General features: G+C 63.9%; 15 protein-coding genes. 8 read left to right on the top strand and 7 right to left on the bottom strand.

The features are described 5' to 3' along the window. Positions 1 to 37 precede the first annotated feature (37 nt). From moaA to RTQ46_RS20445, 3 genes are all read left to right on the top strand, one after another. On the top strand, positions 38 to 1,012 hold the full coding sequence (gene moaA, locus RTQ46_RS20455) for a GTP 3',8-cyclase MoaA (RefSeq protein ID WP_312439428.1): 975 nt from the start codon (positions 38 to 40) through the stop codon (positions 1,010 to 1,012). Between the two features lie 148 nt (positions 1,013 to 1,160). Beyond that, positions 1,161 to 3,062, top strand: coding sequence for a type IV pili methyl-accepting chemotaxis transducer N-terminal domain-containing protein (locus RTQ46_RS20450; RefSeq protein ID WP_312439427.1), 1,902 nt, complete (start codon positions 1,161 to 1,163; stop codon positions 3,060 to 3,062). A gap of 29 nt (positions 3,063 to 3,091) precedes the next feature. Next, entirely contained in the window at positions 3,092 to 3,754 is a 663-nt protein-coding gene (locus tag RTQ46_RS20445) for a response regulator (RefSeq protein WP_312439426.1), read from the top strand. A 105-nt stretch (positions 3,755 to 3,859) separates the two neighbouring features. On the opposite strand, the gene RTQ46_RS20440 is transcribed toward RTQ46_RS20445, so the two are convergent. Further along, a complete protein-coding gene (locus tag RTQ46_RS20440; RefSeq protein ID WP_312439425.1) occupies positions 3,860 to 4,177 on the bottom strand; it encodes a hypothetical protein in 318 nt (105 codons plus the stop codon). On the opposite strand from RTQ46_RS20440, the gene RTQ46_RS20435 reads away from it, so the two are divergent. Next, entirely contained in the window at positions 4,166 to 5,815 is a 1,650-nt protein-coding gene (locus RTQ46_RS20435; RefSeq protein ID WP_312439424.1) for an ATP-binding protein, read from the top strand. The genes RTQ46_RS20440 and RTQ46_RS20435 overlap by 12 nt on opposite strands. A 52-nt stretch (positions 5,816 to 5,867) precedes the next feature. Here RTQ46_RS20435 and RTQ46_RS20430 read toward each other — a convergent pair whose 3' ends face one another. Then, positions 5,868 to 7,601 carry a methyl-accepting chemotaxis protein gene (locus RTQ46_RS20430; RefSeq protein ID WP_312439423.1) on the bottom strand — a complete coding sequence of 578 codons (1,734 nt, stop codon included), beginning with the start codon at positions 7,599 to 7,601 and terminating at the stop codon, positions 5,868 to 5,870. A gap of 522 nt (positions 7,602 to 8,123) precedes the next feature. On the opposite strand from RTQ46_RS20430, the gene RTQ46_RS20425 reads away from it, so the two are divergent. The 3 genes from RTQ46_RS20425 (at position 8,124) to RTQ46_RS20415 (ending at position 10,072) form a co-directional block, all read left to right on the top strand. Beyond that, positions 8,124 to 9,011: an alpha/beta hydrolase gene (locus RTQ46_RS20425; protein ID WP_312439422.1), complete on the top strand. Its 888-nt coding sequence runs from the start codon at positions 8,124 to 8,126 to the stop codon at positions 9,009 to 9,011. Between the two features lie 91 nt (positions 9,012 to 9,102). Further along, positions 9,103 to 9,417 (top strand): carboxymuconolactone decarboxylase family protein, encoded by a 315-nt coding sequence (locus tag RTQ46_RS20420; protein ID WP_312439421.1) that lies wholly within the window; start codon positions 9,103 to 9,105, stop codon positions 9,415 to 9,417. 58 nt (positions 9,418 to 9,475) lie between these two features. Beyond that, on the top strand, positions 9,476 to 10,072 hold the full coding sequence (locus RTQ46_RS20415; RefSeq protein ID WP_312439420.1) for a hypothetical protein: 597 nt from the start codon (positions 9,476 to 9,478) through the stop codon (positions 10,070 to 10,072). Positions 10,073 to 10,085: 13 nt separating this feature from the next. Here RTQ46_RS20415 and RTQ46_RS20410 read toward each other — a convergent pair whose 3' ends face one another. Beyond that, the gene (locus RTQ46_RS20410) at positions 10,086 to 10,541 is read right to left on the bottom strand and encodes a GNAT family N-acetyltransferase (RefSeq protein WP_312439419.1); all 456 of its coding nucleotides are present in this window, start codon (positions 10,539 to 10,541) and stop codon (positions 10,086 to 10,088) included. 252 nt (positions 10,542 to 10,793) lie between these two features. Here RTQ46_RS20410 and RTQ46_RS20405 point away from each other — a divergent pair, with 252 nt between their 5' ends. Next, the gene (locus RTQ46_RS20405) at positions 10,794 to 12,005 is read left to right on the top strand and encodes an NnrS family protein (protein ID WP_312439418.1); all 1,212 of its coding nucleotides are present in this window, start codon (positions 10,794 to 10,796) and stop codon (positions 12,003 to 12,005) included. Between the two features lie 45 nt (positions 12,006 to 12,050). Here the strand turns inward: RTQ46_RS20405 and RTQ46_RS20400 are convergent, their stop codons facing one another. The 4 genes from RTQ46_RS20400 to RTQ46_RS20385 form a co-directional block, all read right to left on the bottom strand. Next, a complete protein-coding gene (locus RTQ46_RS20400; protein ID WP_312439417.1) occupies positions 12,051 to 13,043 on the bottom strand; it encodes an HD domain-containing phosphohydrolase in 993 nt (330 codons plus the stop codon). Continuing rightward, positions 13,040 to 16,249: an ATP-binding protein gene (locus tag RTQ46_RS20395; protein ID WP_312439416.1), complete on the bottom strand. Its 3,210-nt coding sequence runs from the start codon at positions 16,247 to 16,249 to the stop codon at positions 13,040 to 13,042. The genes RTQ46_RS20400 and RTQ46_RS20395 overlap by 4 nt, the downstream gene beginning before the upstream one ends. Positions 16,250 to 16,344: 95 nt before the next feature. Next, positions 16,345 to 18,045: an ATP-binding protein gene (locus tag RTQ46_RS20390; protein ID WP_312439415.1), complete on the bottom strand. Its 1,701-nt coding sequence runs from the start codon at positions 18,043 to 18,045 to the stop codon at positions 16,345 to 16,347. Positions 18,046 to 18,159: 114 nt separating this feature from the next. Further along, a partial coding sequence (locus RTQ46_RS20385) for a response regulator (RefSeq protein WP_312439414.1) occupies positions 18,160 to 18,926 on the bottom strand: 767 nt, incomplete at its 5' end.

The raw sequence follows: 18,926 nt of genomic DNA, 5'->3' as shown, positions 1-18,926 counted from the left end.
CCAGGCTTTACAATCAGATGGTGAACAGGAGCAGGTGATGTTGCTTGACCGATTTGGCAGGTCCATCGACTATATACGGCTGTCGGTGACGGACCGCTGCGACTTGCGCTGCAGTTATTGCATGCCCAAGGGCTTTCGCGGCTACCAGGAGCCGAAGGACTGGCTGACGTTCGGCGAGATCGAGCGCCTGCTGGGCATTTTCGTGCGGCTGGGGACGCGCCGCGTGCGCCTGACGGGCGGCGAGCCGCTGTTGCGGCGCAATCTGCCGCAGCTGGCGGCGCGGCTGTCGGCGCTGCCGGGACTGCAGGACCTGTCGCTGTCGACCAACGCCACGCAGCTGGGCCGCCATGCGGTGGCGTTGCGCGCGGCCGGGGTGTCCCGCATCAACGTCAGTCTCGACTCGCTCGACCGCGCCTGCATGGAGAGCATCACGGGGCGCGACAGCCTGCAGGCCATCCTGGACGGCCTGATGGCGGGCAAGGCGGCCGGTTTCGCGCCGATCAAGATCAATATGGTGGCCATGCGCGGCATCAATGAGGAGCAGATCGAGGCCATGGCCGCGTTCTGCATCGAGCAGCATTTCATGCTGCGCCTGATCGAGGCGATGCCGATGGGCAGTACGGGGCGCAATGCGCAGTACATGCCGCTTGGTGCCGTGCGCGAGCGCCTGACGCAAAAATTCGGCCTGGTGCCGCAGGCGCAAGAACTGGGCGGCGGGCCGGCGCGCTATCTGTCGACAGCGGACGGGCAAGCCAGCATCGGCTTTATCACGCCGATGTCGCAGCATTTTTGCGCCACCTGCAACCGCGTGCGCCTGTCCGTCGACGGCACCCTGTACCTGTGCCTGGGCCAGGAAGAACAATTCGCCTTCGGCCCCATGCTGCGCGGCGGGGCCAGCGACGCGGAGCTGGAAGCGGCCATCCGCGCGGCGATTGAACTGAAGCCGCGGCAGCATGATTTCAATACGCGGCCGGAGAAGATAGTACGGTTTATGGCGCAGACGGGTGGGTGAAATATGCATTCACCCCGAACGGCGAAAGGGCCGGGGTCGGACCCTCAGGGACTCGGCGTCCCCGTCCGACCCCACACCTTTCTCTTGGGGTGGAAAAGGATATCGACTCGACTGCATTTCAAGAAAAACAGGTATAACCAAGTACAGCATGAGCCTCAACCAAATGATCTCCTCCTGGCAGAAACTCTCGACCAAGATCGTCGGCGCACTGCTGGGCATGCTGGCGCTGGCGCTGACGGCCATCGCCTGTACCCTGTTCCTGTCCTGGCAGCTCGAAGGCAGTTCGGCCGCGATCAACGAGACGGGCCGGCTGCGCATGCAGACCTATCGTTTGACCCTGCTGGTGGGCAGCGAAACGCGCTCCGGCGTGCAGCCGCAAGTGCTGCTGGTCGACGAGATGCTGGCCAAGATCGGCCGCGGCGATCCGCAGCGGCCCCTGTTCCTGCCGCCGTCGGCCGCCATCAAGACCGAGTTCGAACGCATCGTCGCCGCATGGCAGGGCGAACTGCGCCCGGCCGCGCTGGCCGTCAGCACGCCTGCGCAGGCGCGCAACTTCGAGCAGGAGGCGCAATCCTTTGCCGGCCAGGTCGACCAGCTGGTGCGCCTGATCGAGCGCGACAGCGAACAGCGCACCTTCTGGCTGCGCGGCTCGCAATTGATCCTGGTGGGGATGGCAGTGATCGGCACCGTCAGCATGATCTACCTGATGTTCATGCTGATTATCGAACCGGTCACGCGCCTGCGCCTGGGCATGCAGCGCATGAAGGAGCGTGACTTCAGCGTGCGCCTGGCGGTCGAGAGCAATGACGAATTCGGCCAGCTGGCCAGCGGCTTCAACCAGATGGCCGACCGCCTGCAGGCCTTGTATGGCAATCTGGAAGAGGGCGTGCGCAGCAAGACGGCCACGCTGGAATACCGCAACCGCGAGCTGGCGCTGCTGTACGAAAGCGCCGCCTTCCTGCAGCGCCCGCAGCCGCTCGAAGCGCTGTGCGGCGGCTTCATGGAGCGCATCGTGGCCTATTTCGAAGCCGATGGCTCCACCGTGCGCGTGCTCGACGCCGAACGGGGCAACCTGCATATGGTCGTGCATACGGGCCTGTCGGAAGAACTGGTGGCGTCCGAACACTGCCTGAAAGTGGGCGACTGCCTGTGCGGCACGGCCGTGCAGGACAACGTCGTCAAGGTGCACGACCTGCGCCGCATCGACCGCGCGCACGAACTGAAATGCCACCGCGAAGGCTTTGCCACCGTCTCCGTGTTCCAGATCCATGCGCACGAGCAGCACATGGGCTTTTTCAACCTGCATTTCCGTCATGCGCGCGTGTTTTCCGAGCGCGAACTGGCCTTGCTGGAAACCGTCGGCCAGCTGCTCGGTATCGCGCTGGAAAACCTGCGCCTGGCCGCGCGCGAGCGCGAGATGGCCGTGTCGGAAGAGCGAAACCTGGTGGCGCAGGGCCTGCACGACAGCATCGCGCAGAGCCTGAACTTCCTGAACCTGCAGGTGCAGATGCTGGACGACTCGGTGCGCAAGCAGCGCTACGACCAGGTGGCCGACATCGTGCCGGCGCTGCAGGCGGGCATCAAGGAAAGCTATGAGGACGTGCGCGAACTGCTGCTGAACTTTCGCAGCCGCCTGATGGAGGATGACCTGATCGGCTCCCTGCGCGCCGCGCTCGACAAGTTCCGCCGCCAGACCGGCATCGACGCCGAGCTGCTGGCCGACGTCGATGGTCCGCCGTTCCCGCGCGAGCAGCAATTGCAGTTATTATTCATCGTGCAGGAAGCGCTGTCGAATATCCGCAAGCATGCCCAGGCGAGCCGCGTCGAAGTACGGCTGGCGGACGACCAGGATTTCACGCTGACCGTCAGCGACGACGGCGTGGGTTTCGATGCCGCCGCCGTGCTCGAAAAAGGCGAAAGCCACGTCGGCCTGCATATCATGCGCGAACGGGCGCAGCGCATCGACGCCACGTTTGACGTGCATGCCGCGCCGGGACGCGGCACCACCATCGAACTCCATCTGCCGCGCGAACAGCGCAGGGCAGCATAAGCCAGACCAGCATCACGCAAAGGATCATCATGGATACTCCCGACAAACCGATTACCGTCATGCTGGTCGACGACCACGCGCTGTTTCGCAGCGGCATCCGTTCGCTGCTGCAGCGCCACGAGGAATTTGCCGTGGTGGGCGAGGCGGCCGACGGCGTCGAAGGCATCAAGCTGGCGATCCGCCTGCAGCCCGACGTGGTGCTGCTGGACCTGAACATGGCCGGCATGTCGGGCGTGGAAGCGCTGCAGCTGATGCAGCACGACTGTCCCGACACGGCCATCGTCATGCTGACGGTTTCCGAAGACGCCGACGACCTGGCCACCGCCCTGCGCGCCGGCGCCTGCGGTTATCTGATCAAGAATATCGACGCCGACTACCTGGTGCGCGCGATCCGCCGCGCGGCCGCCGGCGAAGTGGTGATCGCCGAGGCGATGACGGGCAAGCTGGTGGCCCAGCTGCAGGCCGGCACGCGGCGCGAAGAGCCGGCATCGGAACTGGACAAGCTGACCCCGCGCGAAAGGGAAATAATCGACTGCCTGTCGCGCGGCGAAAGCAACAAGGGCATCGCCCGCACCCTGGATCTGGCCGAAAGCACCGTCAAGATCCACGTGCAGAACGTGCTGAAGAAGCTCAATCTGAACAGCCGGGTGCAGGCGGCGGTGTATGCGGTGGAGCATCGGCAGGCAAAGTGACGGGACGCAGACGCGCGCTGGCGGTAAAACTGGATCGTTACCATAAGTAAAAAAAGCGAGGTAAATTCACCCAAGAAAATATACTTATGACATGATGGCGATTGTTCATTTCCGGAGGCCTGCATGCGCTTGTTTATTGACCAGACCGGGGGCAGCAAGGTTTTCCTGTCGTTTGTCGAATCGCTGTCGAGAGTCACGGAATTTGCCATCCATATCGAACCTTCCCCGGGCAAGTTGGCTGCGCGGCATGCCATCGTCAACTGCGATGCGTGGCTGTTGTTTACCGATGCGTCGTGCGATGCCACGCTTGCTGCAGTTAACAGCAGGCCATGCGCGTCGCGCAATCTGCCTCTTTTCATAATTGACTGTCAGTTTCAGCGGGCAGACCGCGAGCGCTACCTGGCTGCCGGCGTGATCGAGCATGTCGACTACCACGCGCTCGATATCACCAGTTTCACCATGATGATCGGCGCCGCCGTCAGGGCGCATCGGTCTGCCGGTTCTGCGCAGGCGGAGGCGCTGGAATTCGATCTGCTCTGCAATACGCTCAATGTGGGCAGCTGGGAGTGGAACCTGCGCACGAACGGCTTCGCCTGGTCGCCGCGCGAATACGAGCTGTTCGGTATCGATGCTTCGCTGGACCGGATCGTGTATGACAGCTGGCGCGACGCCATCCATCCTGGCGACCGCGACCGGGTCGAGGCCGAGCTTGCGCGCGCAATTGTCGGGCAGGCCGACTACCATTCCGTGTTCCGCGTGCAGCGGCATGTTGCCGGCCAGGTCCCCACCTTGCACTGGATAGAGGGCGTGGGACGCGTGCAGCGTGACGAACATGGCGCGGCACTGCAGATGCATGGACTGAACTGGGATGTCACGGCCAAGCACAAGGCGCTGGCCGACCTCGAGGCCAGCCGCAACTGCAGCAACTGCCTGTCGCATCACTCGAAAAATCCCTTTCAAGCCTACTTCGAGCAGTCTGCGGACTGCCTGTTTCATATCGTTGAAACGGCCGATGGCCGCTTGCAATACACGGCCATGAATCCATCGGGCCTGCAGCATGCCGGCGTGCCGATCGATCAGATACTGGGGCGCACGCCATCCGACGTGCTGGGCAACGAGGTGGGCGGCGCCATCGAGGCGGGCATGCGCATGGCCATACGGAGCGGCAAGCCGTTTGTCTACAAGCCGACCTTCGACATGGGCGAGGGCAGCGTGGTCTACGATGCGGTCTATATTCCGATAAAAAACGAGAGCGCCGAGATTGTCGGCGTGCTGGGCTGCGCCCGGGACATCACCGCTGGCCGGCAAATGGAAGAAACCTTGCTGCAGGCGCAGAAAATGGAAGCGCTGGGACAGCTGACCAGCGGCACGGCGCATGACTTCAACAACATACTGCAAAGTATCAGCAGCGCGCTCGATATCGCCGAGTACATGAAAACACCGGAGCGGCGCGAGAATGCGCTGGTGTTGTGCCGCAATGCCGTCAAATGCGGCAAGGCGCTCACGTCGGGCCTGCTCGCATTTTCGCGGCGCGAAGAGATGGCGGTGGGGCCGGCCGATCTCAATGCGCTGGTCAACGCCATGGCTGACATGATCCGCCTGACACTGGGTGGCCGTATCGAACTGCATGTCGAGGCGGACCCGCTGCTGTGGCCCGCGCTGATCAGCGAGCAGCAAATCGAGCTGGCGATCATCAATCTGGCGGTGAATGCCAGGGATGCGATGCCCGAGGGCGGCCGTCTGACCATTGCGACTCGCAATGTCCACACCGCCGAGGTGATCGGCAGCCTCGCGCCCGGAGAGTATGTCTGCCTGAGCGTGGCCGATACGGGCACGGGCATGTCGGCCGATGTGCTGAGCAAGGCAATGACGCCGTTCTACACTACCAAGCCTGCCGGCAAGGGGACCGGGCTGGGCCTGAGCATGGTGCGTTCGACCGCGGCCGGCCTGGGAGGCGAGCTGCATATCGCCAGTGTCGCGGGACAAGGGACTGCGGTGGCGATATACCTGCGCCGGGTGCAAGCCATGTCGGACAGCGAGCTCGGATTGGTCAGGTCGTAGCGCCGCGGCACCCGCGGCGCCCCCTGCACCATGGCGCCGGCGCTGCGGATGGTCAGAATTGCTCCCACTCGCCCGCGGCCACCGCCACCTTGCGTGTTTTGGCCTGCGACAACGGCGCGATATTGCTGGTTCGAACGCGTGGCGGCAGGGCTGGCCTGGCAATCGTCCTGGCGGCGACCGCCACGCCGCGCACTTCGCTCAGGGCTGGCCGCGCACAGTGCCCGCCATCGCGTACCTGGAACACGCTGACGGTACGCACCAGGTTGCCTGCCTGGTCCCGCAGCGATTCGGCCGCTGCCGCCGCCTGTTCCACCAGCGAGGCATTTTGCTGCGTGACGTTGTCCATCTCGCCGATCGCCTGATTGATCTGTTCTATCCCGGCAGACTGCTCCTGGCTGGCGCTGACGATTTCGGCAATGACATCGGTGACGCGCTTCACGCTGTCGACCACCTCGTGCATGGTGGCGCCCGCATCGCTGGCCAGCCTGGTACCCAGATCGACCCGTTCCACCGAATCGGAGATCAGCACCTTGATTTCCTTGGCGGCGCTGGCGCTGCGGTGCGCGAGATTGCGCACCTCGGAGGCGACCACGGCAAAGCCGCGTCCCTGTTCGCCGGCCCGTGCCGCTTCGACCGCCGCGTTCAGGGCCAGGATATTGGTCTGGAAAGCGATGCCATCGATGACGCTGATGATGTCGACGATCTTGCGCGATGCTTCGCTGATCGATTCCATCGTGCCGACCACCTGCGACACCACCGCGCCGCCCCTGGTGGCGATATCGGCTGCAGTCACTGCCAGCATATTGGCCTGGCGTGCGTTGTCGGCATTCTGCCTGACGGTCGACGTCAGTTCCTCCATTGACGAGGCGGTCTCTTCCAGTGAGCTGGCCTGCTGCTCGGTCCTGCTCGACAGGTCGCTGTTGCCAGCGGAAATTTCCGCTGCGGCCGTCGATACCGTTTCCGAGTCCTGGCGGACGGAAGAGACGACCTCGGCCAGCGAGATTTGCATGCGCTGCACTGCGGCCAGCACGCTGGCCGTATCGCCTGGCCTGAGCTGCAGTTCGCCTGTCAGGTCGCCGCTGGCCACCCTGGTGACAGCGGCGCACAACAGCAGCGGTTCGGCGCCCAGCGCCTTGAGCAGCCTGGTCGAAATCAGGATGCCGGCCGCAATCGCCAGTGCGGTGGCGATCACGCTGAGAAGAACCAGCCTGTTTCTGGCAGCCTTGAAATGGTCTTCCGCGTCCCTGATCAGCTGCGACGAACGCTGCGTCGCCAACTGGGCGTATTCATTCGACGCCGATACCAGCGCCGCCAGCAGGGGCCGGCACTCGTCATTCATCTTGAGGATGGCTTCTTCCTTTTTGCCGCGCAAGGCCAGGTCCACGATCGCCATGGCCACGGGCGAGTAGCGGTGCTCGATGCCGGCAATCGTGTCGATCATGCGCCGTTCCTCTTCCGAGGTGGAGGCAGCGCCGGCCAGCTGCCTGAGCTTCTGCAAATCCGACACCACGTCCTGCTGCGCCTGCAGGACGATCTTTTTTTCCGCGTCGCGGTCAGTTGCAGCGCTGACGAGTACCAGATTGCGTGCCGCCACGGCCCGCATGCCGACCGCATCGCGCACGGAATGGGCTGCCTCGGAGCGTGCGCGCACGCCGCTGAGGTAGCTTTCAAACCCCTCGGCCTGGCTGGAAATGCTGATGATTGCCATGATGGCGATCCCGACCAGCAGTGTGGCCATGGCGCCAAATGCCAGTGCAAGCTGTGTGCGTACGGATAAGTTTTTCATGAGATGCCCCTGTCTATTATTTTTCGTAAGTAAGCCTGTGTCGGCTTGATGCTGCCCGCCGGATAGGACGGATGACTTTGCGGTCAACAGGGCGAGGTCGCGGGCCTGTCTGGTAACACAAGATGGCTTCGGGACAGAAGTGCAACTGTCTGGACGGATGCCGGTGCGCAAAGCCTTGCACATGCGAATAACGCACGTCGGGCACGGGGACGGGTGCTCGTGGCAACGGAATAAATTATTTGGTTATTTCGTTGTATTCATTTAATTCGTTATATTCAGTTTCTCACACAATGTCACAGGATGCAATATGTCCGGTAATTTAAATCGCTGTATTCCTTTGCCACAACGCAGCAAACATGGCGCGACACTTTTCATGACGAAGGCAAGGCGCTTGACGCCATGTGACATGTGTCGCACAATCGATTTGTGACAGTTGTCACAGGACACGGCATCGATCAGGATGCATGGCCCGGATATCCGGGCCAGTTATCAAGGAAGCCAAAAAAAATGTTGAAATCAGTGATGTTGAGCGTCGCCCTCTGCGCCTTGGGCAGCGTTTCCCAGGCCGGGACGGCCGGCGCGCCCGCGTATGTTCTCGACCATACCGAGGTACGCGATATCCATGCCACGGCCTTGAACCGCGACTACCAGGTGTATGTCGCCTTGCCCGATTCGTACGGAGACGGCAGGAAGCGCTATCCGGTGCTGTTCGTGGTGGATGCCAACTACGCGTTTCCCGTCGTGCGCAATATTGCGCAGCGCCTGGCCAGGCATGCGGGCATGGAGGAGGTGGTGGTGGTCGGGCTGTCGTATGCGAAGGGCGACGACGGTGTGTTCAGCCGGCGCCGCGATTACACGCCGACGGTTCCGCGCAACAATAGCTATCGCTCGGATATGCCTGGGCGCAAGCCGATGTTTGGCGAAGCGGCGGCTTACGGGAAGTTCCTGTCCGCCGAAGTGCTGCCGATGATTGCCAGCGCGTATCGCGTCAATATGGAGCGCAAGGTCTTTGTCGGCCACTCCTACGGCAGCCTGCTTGGCCTGCAATTGCTGCTCAGCGAGCCGCGCACCTTCGATCATTACATCCTCGGCAGCCCGTCGCTGTGGTACGACGCCGGCATCATGTTCGACCGGGAACGCGCGTATGCGAAGTCGCACAGGGCTTTGCCGGCCTCGGTATTTTTCGGCATTGGCGCACTCGAACGGCTGGCGCCAGGGAAGAAGCGCTCGCGCTCGGAGGAGGATGCCGACATGGTCGAAGATTTGCGCGAATTCGACGCCAGCCTGAAATCGCGCCAGTTTGCCGGTCTCAAAACCCGCCTGCGCGTGTTTGCCGATGAAGACCATGCCAGCGTGTTTCCGCTGGTATTGACGCACGGATTGCGCGCGTATCTGGTATCGTCGAAATGAAAAACGATAACCGGTCGCGCCAACAATATTGTCGGATGACGCGGCGTGCCGCCGCTAATCCGACCTGCCCTTGACAAGGAAAGACATATCCATGAGCGTTTCAACAGCATTTTCCAGTTTTATGCAGGAAGCACCAAAGCATGCGGAGGCGTGGATGCAATTGGCCACATCGCTCGATGCCGCCAGCGCGCTCGATAAAAAGACGCAAGAGCTGGCGTATATCGCCGTGCTGGCCGCCACCGGCAACACGTCGGGTATTCCATTCCATGTACTGTCAGCCAAGGCACATGGTGCATCGAGGCAGGAAGTGGTCAGTGCGGTGCTGATAGGCTTGCCTGCAGCGGGGGCGGTGGTGATTGGTGCCGTGCCTGTTGCTGTCGAGGCTTATGATGGACACAGCGAATAAAGAGTGGCACGGGCGGCATCGCATGCCTCCGCGAAGTCCTTTGACCAGAGAGAAGTCCATGAAATTATTGAACGCGTCGGTGCAGCCCGGTGACCTGTTTTATATACCCGCCATCGATCAAACAGGTGACTATGGTTTCGTTATCGCGCGCTATATCGAGCTGATCGCGCCTAACCTGGGACACCTGATCGAAGTGTTTTCGGCATTTCACACCACGCCGCCCGCATGCATCGAGGATGTCGACACCTCATCACGCCTGTTCCGGCCCGTGATGTGTTCGTTGGCGTTTCAGCTCATTCCCAGATGGAAGATATTGTTCAGCGATCCGTCCTACGACAAATCCCGCTCCGGTTATCAGGATATCGCCATCGCTTTTGAGCGCGAGCTGTGGAAGGGCGGAATCTGCCTGCCGCTGGAAGACAAGGATTATCCCGCATATGAAGACGCCACGTGCTGGCGCATGCATCACCTAATTTTCCGGGTCAATGCGCATCTGGCCGGCCTGCTGGGGCCGAACGATGCTTATGACTATCACAGCCTGCCGGCAGACCAGCGCGTGGACAGCCCGGAAGCGCAAGCCAGGGTGATCGATGTGGCGGCAACGATCGATCGGCTGTCCAGGTCGTGGCAGATATCCAGGAAGGCCAAGGCGTAACCGAGCGAAGGCTTCAAGCCAGCCGCTTTTGCATGAACACGCTGAGCGGATCGTCGCGGTAGTCGCCAAACGGCCCGCAGCGCGCATATCCCTGGCGTTCATACAGTGCACTCGCCTCGGGCTGCGATGGCCCCGTCTCCAGCGTCATCAGCGGACATCCTGCCTCGCGCGCCGCCTGTTCCAGCAGCGCCATCAATCTCAGTGCCGCGCCCCGGCCACGCGCCTCGGGCTTTACATACATGCGCTTGACCTCGCCATAACCCGGGTTCAGCACCACGGCGGCGCAGCCGACGATGGCCTGGTCCGCATCGCGCGCCACGGCGAATTTGACATGCGGCTGCAGCAGCGACGCCAGGTCGAGCGCATACACGGCTTCGGGTGGATACAGCGTCAGCTGGTAGGCATCGAGGTCGGCGATCAGGGCGATGATCTCGGGCTGGTTGGGGGATTCGAAGGCGATGTGGAGCATGGTGTGGTGGCGAGCAATTGGAGGCACGATTATAGACGGCAGGCCGGGCAGGCCGGGCAGGTCGGATTAGCGGGGCCGCCGAGGCGCTTGCGCGTAACCCGACACCACCACCGGCCTGCGTCAACAATGTTGTCGGATTACGCTGGCCTTGCGGCCAGCTAATCCGACCTACGCAAGATACGCATTTTGGCAGATGACAGCGGCGCATATTTAAAGTAGCATATAAAATATATCTTTTAATGCGAGTCCAAGATGTCCATCACCCCGATCAGCGAACCTTCACGTCCCGCGCCCACCAGCAGCGTACTGCCATGGCAGCCCGGCCATGCCGTGTGGCAGCTGGGGTTTCGCCCGTTCTATCTGCTGTCGGCGCTGTTTGCGGCCGTCAGCATTCCCATGTGGCTGGCCAGTTATTTTGGGCTGGCAAAAGGCATCTGGCAGGTGGGCCTGGGCTGGCATATGCATGAAATGGTGTTCGGCTTTGCCGTCGCCGTGGTGGTCGGCTTCCTGTTTACCGCCGGACGCGCCTGGACTGGTCTGGCCACGCCGCGCGGCGGTCATCTGATTGCGCTGGCGGCCCTGTGGCTGGCGGGCAGGGTGGCCATGCTGGCCGCGCCTGCGGCGGTGGCGGCCGTGATCGACCTGCTGTTCCTGCCGCTGTGCGCCTGGCCGCTGTACCAGGTGCTGCGGCGCTCGGGCAACCATCGCAATCTGTTCCTGGTCGGCTTGCTGGCCTTGCTGACGCTGGCCAACGGCCTGTATCACGCGGCGCATCTGGGCTCTCTGGCGCTGGCGCTGGCCACGCCGGTGCAGGCGGCTATTTTTGTGATCGTGCTGATCGAATCGGTGATCGGCGCGCGCGTGATTCCCATGTTTACGCGCAACGGCGCGCTCGGCAGCACGCCGGTGGCCAGTCCGAAGCGGGCGCTGGTGGCGGTGGGCCTGATGGCGGGCGCCGGCACCGGCTGGATCGCGGGCGCGCCGGCGGCGGTCACGGCGCCCCTGTGCCTGGCTGCCGCCGGCATGTCGCTGGCCAACCTTGTCGCCTGGCAGCCGCAGCGCACGCTGCGCGTGCCGCTGCTGTGGATACTGCACCTGTCGTATGCGTGGATCTCCATCGGTTTTGCGCTGCTGGCCGCTGCCAGCCTGCAATGGCTGCCGGCCAGCGCCGCGTTTCATGCGCTGACGGTGGGCTCGATGGCGGGCCTGATCATCGGCATGATGACGCGCACCACGCTCGGCCATACGGGCCGGCCACTGAAAGCGGGGAGGGCGGAAGCGGCCATGTACTGGCTGGTGCAGCTGGGCGCCGTGGCGCGGCTGCTGGCGGCGATCGGCCCCGCGCCGCTGGCGCTGCCCATGCTGCTGGCGGCGGGCGCCTGCTGGTCGCTGGCCTTTCTGTGGTATGCATGGACCTATGCACCGTATCTGTGGCGGCCTCGCGTGGATGGCCGAGAGGGCTGATCGCGCAACGCCGGCGCCAGCCGGGACGGCGGCTTGCCCAGCCGCTTATGCAGTCGAGGAGACATCGCGAAACTGGGCCTTGATCGCCAGTAGCTGCGGCATCAGTCCGATGAACATTTCCGTCAGCCACGGATCGAAATGCGTACCCGCGCCGGCCTTCAGGTGGGCGACGATGTCTTCCACCGGCCAGCTGGGCTTGTACGGACGCGCCATGCTGAGCGCGTCGAACACGTCGGCCAGTGCGACGATGCGCGCGGACTGCGGGATTGCCGCACCGCGCAGGCCGTCCGGATAGCCGCTGCCATCCCATTTCTCATGGTGGCGCAAGCATACCTCGGCTGCCAGCTGGAACACCGGTGCTTCGCTGCGGCTCAGGATGTCGTGGCCGATTCCGGGATGCGTGCGCATGATGGTCCATTCGGCCTCGTCGAGCGGCCCCGGCTTGCGCAGGATGGCCTGCGGCACGCCGAGCTTGCCCGTGTCGTGCATGGCGGCGGCCAGCTTGAGCTGCGCGCAGCGCTCCGCATCCCAGCCCGCGGCGCGCGCCAGTTCGGCAGAATAGGCCGCCATGCGCCAGATATGCGCGCCCGTATCGGTATCGTTGTAATGGCCGGCGTGGCCCAGCATCTGGATTGCGTCGCGGTAGCTGCGTTCGAGTACCGTGGCGCGCACCAGCGACAGATGCGCCGCCACGCGCGCGCGCACGATCGGCGGCGACACGGGCTTGACGATGTAGTCGACGGCACCCGCTTCAAAACCGGCAAATTCCTGCTCGGTGCCGCCATACACGGTGATGAAGATGACCTGCATCGCGTGCGTGGGGTCGGCCTGGCGCAATTGCGGGCACAGCAGGTAGCCATCGATATCGGGCAAGCCCACATCGAGCAGCACCAGGGCGGGCCGGTGCTTGACTACTGCCGCCAGCGCTTCCTGGCCATTGCAGGCATAGACCAGCCGGTAGCTGTCCGATAAAATCGAGCGTAACAGGCTGAGGTTGGTCGGCTCGTCATCTACCACGAGTATGGTCTGCAATGTCATCCTGATACTCCTGAGGTCAAGTCATTGGCCAGCTTGCGCGTGGCCCGTTCGGCACCGCGAAAATCGAAGACCGACAAATGCCCGCGTATCGGATCCAGGGCGGCGTCGGGAACAACTTGTTCCAGTTCCAGCAGCAGCAGCTCCGCCGGCGCGGGATCATCGCTGTCGAGCGCCAGCAGCAGCCGCTCCAGCAGCGCCGCTGCCGGCAGCAGCAGGCCGTCCGGGCCACGCTCGCCGTGGGAGGGCAGCATGGCGGGCATGGCGTCAAGCGCATCGATTGCCAGCGCCAGTTCCAGATCCAAGCGCTGCAGGGCATCGGCGATATCCGCGCCGGTACGCAGCAGATGCTCGACGTGCTTGGCCGCATGGTGCGTGGCGGTCAGCGCCAGGCTGCCGGCCACGCCGCACAGTTTGTGCGCAAAGGCGGCGGCATCGGCCTGTGCGCCAGCGGCCAGCATTGTCCGCAGTTCGGCTGCGGCCCCGCGGTAGACGCCGGCGAAACGCGACAGGTGAAGCCGATACGGGGTTTCATCGAGCCACAAAGCCAGGCCTTGCGCGAAATCGAGCACCGGCGCCTGCGACCCAGGCGCTGCCGGCGCATGCAATGGCGATATGGCGCGGCCCCGCATGCGCTGGCTCTGCACGTGCGCGAGCAGGGCGATGGTCTGCGGCACGTTGAAGGGCTTGCCGATGAAGTGGTTGACGCCGGCCTCCAGCGCGGCGGCCTGCTGTGACTGAAATGCGCCAGCCGTCAGCGCCACCACCGGCAGGTGGGCCAGTTGCGGCTGTTTGCGCAGTTCGCGGGTCGCCTGCAAGCCATCCATCACGGGCATTTGCACATCCATCAATACGATGTCCACCTCCTCCGGATGCGCCATCAGCCAGTTCAGGGCCTGGCGGCCATCGCACGCGCACGTCGGCAGCGCCCCCTGGTCGAGCAGGATGCGGCAGACAACATCGCGATTGACGTCGCTGTCGTCCACCACCAGCACGCGCAGGCCATCGAGCATGCGGCGCGGCGGCGGCTCGTGCCCGCCGGTGCCGGCCACCGGTGGCCCGGGGTACTCGTAGGCTGGCGCCTCCGGCGGCGTCTCGTCGATCAGGCGCAGCGGAATGGCGAAGCCGAATTCACTGCCGTTGCCGACGCTGCTTTCCAGGCTCAGGGTGCCGTTCATCAGCTGCACCAGCTGGCGGCAGATGGCCAGGCCAAGGCCGGTGCCGCCGAAGTGCCGGGTGGTGGAGCTGTCAGCCTGGGTAAACGGCGAAAAGATCGTCTCCTGCACCTCCGGTGCGATGCCGATGCCCGTGTCGCGTACGCTGAAGCGCACGACGGCCTCGTCACCGTTGCGGCTGGCAAGCGTGGTTTTCAGCTCGACGGCGCCCCGGGCCGTGAATTTGAGGGCATTGCTGGTCAGGTTGGTCAATATCTGCTCCAGCCGCAGTGCGTCGCCCAGCACGGTATCGACGCCGTGCGGCAGGGGACCGATCCGCACGTCGATCGGCCGCTCGTGCACGGCCACGCACATGGCGGCGGCGACCTTGCCGATCACGTCCGCCAGGCGGAACGGCGCCTGTTCGATGGACATGTGGCCTGCTTCGATCTTCGAGATGTCCAGGATGTCGTTGACAATGCCCAGCAATGACTGGCCCGAAGCGCGGATGCTGCGCACCATCTGCAGCCCCTGGCCATCCAGACTGCCACGCTCGAGCAGCCAGGCCATGCCCAGGATGGCATTGAGCGGCGAGCGGATTTCGTGACTCATGTTGGCCAGGAACTCGGCCTTGCCGCGGTTGGCGGCCTCGGCCACGTCTCGCGCCAGCAGCATTTCCGCTTCGGCCCGCTTTTGTGCGGAAATGTCCTGCACGAAGATCAGCGTCGCCGGGCCGTCCTTGAGCAGCACGCGGGTGGTGGTCTTGAATACCGGCACATGGCGTCCGTGCTTGGCCAGCGCGACCGCTTCGAAGGACTGCTCGGTGGTGGAGTCGGCGTCGATCAGCGCCTCGTTGGCGGTCAGCGCCGCTTGCGACTCGGCGGCGATCATGGCGCGCCAGGGCAGATCGTTCAGGTCATCCTCGATGGCGTAGCCGTGCAGATGGCGGTAGCGCGCATTCGAATAGATGAAACGTCCGTGGCGCAGCATGGCGATGGCCAGCGGCGCATCCTCGATCAGGGTGCGAAAACGCGTTTCGCTGTCCGCAATGGCCTGCATGGACTGGCGCTCCGCATCCTGCGCCGCCAGCCACACGGCCTGGTGGCTTCGCCGCCGCTGGCTCCAGTACAGCAGGCTGGCGCCGGCGAGGGCCAGCACGGCGAAGCACAGCGCATAGCCGAACGCCATGCGCTGCAAGGGCGCGGTGATGGCCGCCTCTTCGCGGCTCAGGCCGATGATGATGGGATAGTCCATATGCAGGCCCACCGGGGCAATGCTGGCCATGGCCATGGCGCGCGTCTCGCTTGCGGCAGCGCTTGGTATCCGCACGCCCGCCAATACGCCGGCCGGCTGCGCGCTGTCGCGGTAGCGGCGATAAAAGCTGCCCGGCACGTCCAGGCTGGTGCCATTGGGCCCTCCCTTGGCCGGATAGTTCAGGAATTGTTTTCCTTCGCCATGCAGCACCACCGCCCAGACGTCGCTGGCGTACATGGCGGTACGGAATTTTCCCGTGAAATACTCGGGATCGAGAGTGGCCAGCACGACGCCCGCAAATTTTCCCTGACGGTCTGTCACCATGCGTGCCGCTGTAATGACAAGGTCGCTCCTCAAAGAGCGAAATGGCGCCGATATGTACAGTGTCTGCGGGTCGGGGGCGTCGCGCACGGTCTGGAAATAGGCGCGTCGCGAAAAATCCAGGCCTATGAGTTCCGGCGAGCTGGCGTTCAGTGATTTTCCCGCCGCATCGAGCACCAGCATGGTGCGCACGCCGGGCATGGCGTCGACGACCGCGTTCAGGCGCCAGGGCAGCGCCAACTGGCCGGCAGTCTGTGCCGCCGGACTGAGGAAATCGCGGATCACCCCGGCCAGCGCCAGGTTGGTTGCCGCCAGGTCGACTTCGATGTTTTTTGCCAGCAGCGTGGTCATGGTGGCGAGCCGTTCGCGCTCGGCCGCTTCCAGCCGTGCCGTCTCGGCAAGGTGCAGGTAGGCGAGGGTGCCGCCAATTCCCAGCAAGCTGGAGAGCAAAAACAGCCACTCCACCAGTCGTCTGGGCACCGCTTTGCTTGCCGGAAATCTTATCATGGAAGGATGCTATACCTGTTATCAAATAAGAACAATGCTTGTCAGTAACTATCAAGATAATAGTGTTGTCAATTCGATAGTGACTCTGCATCCAGCGTTGTCGTGTCGCGCGGCAAGCGCACGGTAAACACGGCGCCCTGGCCCGGTGCCGATGCCACCGCGAGCTCGCCGCCCATCAGCGCCGCCAGGTGCACGGCCGTCGCCAGGCCCAGGCCGGCGCCTCCATGGGCGCGGCTGGGACTGTCGTCGGCTTGCGAAAACCGGGTGAATATCACCGCTTGCTGGTCTTCTGCGATACCGATGCCGGTGTCCCGCACCATAATCTCCAGCCAGGCTGCGTCGATCCGAAGGTGCAGCGTGATGGCGCCGCTGGCGGTGAAACGCACGGCGTTGTCGAGCATGATGGCAAGCAGCCGCAGCAGGCGTGGACGGTCGCATGCAATACGTTCGGGCACGCCCGGCGCCACGCTCCAGGCGAGCGCCAGGCCTTTTTCGGCAGCCCGCGCGCGAAATGGCGCCACGGCCTGCTCCAGCAGTTCGTTCACCGTTTCCGGCGCGGTGTCCAGCCTGGGTGTTCCTGCTTCCAGTGCATTGAGTTCGAGCACCGCGTCGACGATGGCCAGCAGGCGCCGGCCGCTGGCGTCTATGGCGCTGGCCTGCTCGCGCAGGTCGGGAGGCTGCAGTTTTTCCAGCAGCAGCTCGGAGAACCCCAGGATGCCGACCAGCGGCGTGCGCAGTTCGTGTGACATGTTCGACAGGAAGCGCGATTTAGCCTGGCCGGCTGCAATGGCGCGGGCGCGGCTGTCGATCAGCCGCCCGATCAGCAGCAGCAGGGCGGCCCAGGACAGCAGCACCAGCACGCTCGTGATGGCCGCCATCAGTACGGCCTGATTGCGGCGTACCGCATAACCGGCCAGTACCGTGTTCAGGTCCAGCCCGACCAGCATGTAGAGGGGATAATGCGCCAGCTTTTCGAACGCATACAGGCGCACGACGCCGTCAACCGGACTGGGCTGGGTGAAGGCGCCACGGCTTTTGCCGCGCATCAGGGCAAAAACGCGGCTGTCGCCGATATCTTCGCCAAGGGTGTTGAGGTCGCCAACCCGGCGTGCCCGTATTACGCCGTCGCTGCCGACCAGCGCAATGGCGCTGTTGTTGCCCAGGTCAACCTGGTCGTACAGCCGCGTGAAGTAGAAGGGATCCATCGATACCACGACCACGCCCTGGAAGCGGCCATCCGGATGGTTGATGCGGCGCGTCATCTGGATCGACCACTTGCGCGAGACGCGCCCCAGCACTGGCTTGCTGATATACAGCTCGCCACTGTCGCGTTCCATGTGAACCTGGATGTGTTCGCGGTCGGCCAGGTTGGTGGGCTTGAAGGGGCGGCTGGACAGCACGGTGTCGCCATGCTCGTCGACTATGCTGAACAGGTTGTACAAGGGGCCGGGATTGAGCCCGCGCTGCAGGTCCGAGTTGATGTCGAGCGCCTTGCCGAGCACGTTGTAGCGGCCGCGCAGGTAGGTCACCGCCTGGTCGGCCGCTTCGATGGTGCGGATGGCATGTTCGTCGAAGACGCGCGCCATGGCGCGCGTCTCGCGGCCGGCGTCGGCCAGGGCTTGTTGCCGCGCCTGCCGCAGCTGCAGCACCGTCGCCGTCCACAGGGCAGCTAGCACGAAGGCAACCAGGATCGACAGCAGCACGCGCGTGTCGACGCGTTCCCATGCCACGGCCGGCCATCTGCCGCGCGAAATCGGTCTGTTGTGCAAGCATCCTCCGCTGGTTCGCGTGATATCGACCACCGGCCGCACGCCGCGGGCGGTGAAATTAATATTTCATGAATTGATTATAACGAATATATGCGATTTGAACGAATTAAATAATTATTTTTCGGCAGGCGTCGCCAGCCAGCGCTGCACCATGTCGCGCAGCTGCAGCGCAGTAAACGGCTTGGCCAGGTAGTCATCCATGCCGGCGTCGCTGCAGCGACGCCGGTCATCCTCGGTGACGCCGGCGGTCAGTGCGATGACGGGCGTGCGGGCGAGCTTGCCGCGCGCTTCGCGCTGGCGCAACGTGCGGCATGCCTGATAGCCGTCCATCACCGGCATCATGCAATCCATCAGCACGAGCGCATAGGGCCGCGTGGCCAGGGCCAGCAACGCCATTTCGCCGTTCTCTGCCGTATCGATCGGATGGCCGCAGCCTGCCAGCTGCAGCGACACCAGTTGCCGGTTGAGCACGGTATCCTCGACCAGCAGGATGCGTGCATCGGACGTTGCCGCGGCAGCCGGTGCCGCAGTGGCCGGCGCGGGCGGGGCGGACGCTGGGAGCTGCGGCAGCGCCGGTGGCGTGGCCGCGGCGGCGTCCTGGCAGGTCAGTTGCAGGGTAAAGCGCGACCCGCCACCGGGCGTGCTGGTGCAGGTGATGTCGCCGCCGAGCAACTTTGCCAGATGCCGGCAGATGGTCAGCCCCAGTCCGGTCCCGCCGTACGTGCCGCTGATGCTGTCATCGGCCTGGCAAAACGGTTCGAACACGCGGGCCAGTTGATCCGCAGTCATGCCGATGCCCTGGTCGCACACGTCGAAGATGGCGCAGGCCTCTCGCTGCCCGGCGATCTGCGGCGCCAGGCGCAGGCTGAGCGAGACCTGGC

Origin of the sequence: Janthinobacterium sp. (genome assembly GCF_031995485.1) — a bacterium.
Taxonomy (GTDB): Bacteria; Pseudomonadota; Gammaproteobacteria; order Burkholderiales; family Burkholderiaceae_D; genus Janthinobacterium.
Note: the sequence above shows the minus strand (reverse complement) of the source record. Positions and strands in the feature narration are given on the sequence as shown.

Excerpts from the sequence above, each read along its gene's own strand:
- moaA (WP_312439428.1), top strand. The coding sequence starts at position 38 with ATGTTGCTTGACCGATTTGGCAGGTCCATCGACTATATACGGCTGTCG.
- RTQ46_RS20450 (WP_312439427.1), top strand. The coding sequence starts at position 1,161 with ATGAGCCTCAACCAAATGATCTCCTCCTGGCAGAAACTCTCGACCAAG.
- RTQ46_RS20445 (WP_312439426.1), top strand. The coding sequence starts at position 3,092 with ATGGATACTCCCGACAAACCGATTACCGTCATGCTGGTCGACGACCAC.
- RTQ46_RS20440 (WP_312439425.1), bottom strand. The coding sequence starts at position 4,177 with ATGCTCGATCACGCCGGCAGCCAGGTAGCGCTCGCGGTCTGCCCGCTG.
- RTQ46_RS20430 (WP_312439423.1), bottom strand. The coding sequence starts at position 7,601 with ATGAAAAACTTATCCGTACGCACACAGCTTGCACTGGCATTTGGCGCC.
- RTQ46_RS20425 (WP_312439422.1), top strand. The coding sequence starts at position 8,124 with ATGTTGAGCGTCGCCCTCTGCGCCTTGGGCAGCGTTTCCCAGGCCGGG.
- RTQ46_RS20420 (WP_312439421.1), top strand. The coding sequence starts at position 9,103 with ATGAGCGTTTCAACAGCATTTTCCAGTTTTATGCAGGAAGCACCAAAG.
- RTQ46_RS20415 (WP_312439420.1), top strand. The coding sequence starts at position 9,476 with ATGAAATTATTGAACGCGTCGGTGCAGCCCGGTGACCTGTTTTATATA.
- RTQ46_RS20410 (WP_312439419.1), bottom strand. The coding sequence starts at position 10,541 with ATGCTCCACATCGCCTTCGAATCCCCCAACCAGCCCGAGATCATCGCC.
- RTQ46_RS20405 (WP_312439418.1), top strand. The coding sequence starts at position 10,794 with ATGTCCATCACCCCGATCAGCGAACCTTCACGTCCCGCGCCCACCAGC.
- RTQ46_RS20400 (WP_312439417.1), bottom strand. The coding sequence starts at position 13,043 with ATGACATTGCAGACCATACTCGTGGTAGATGACGAGCCGACCAACCTC.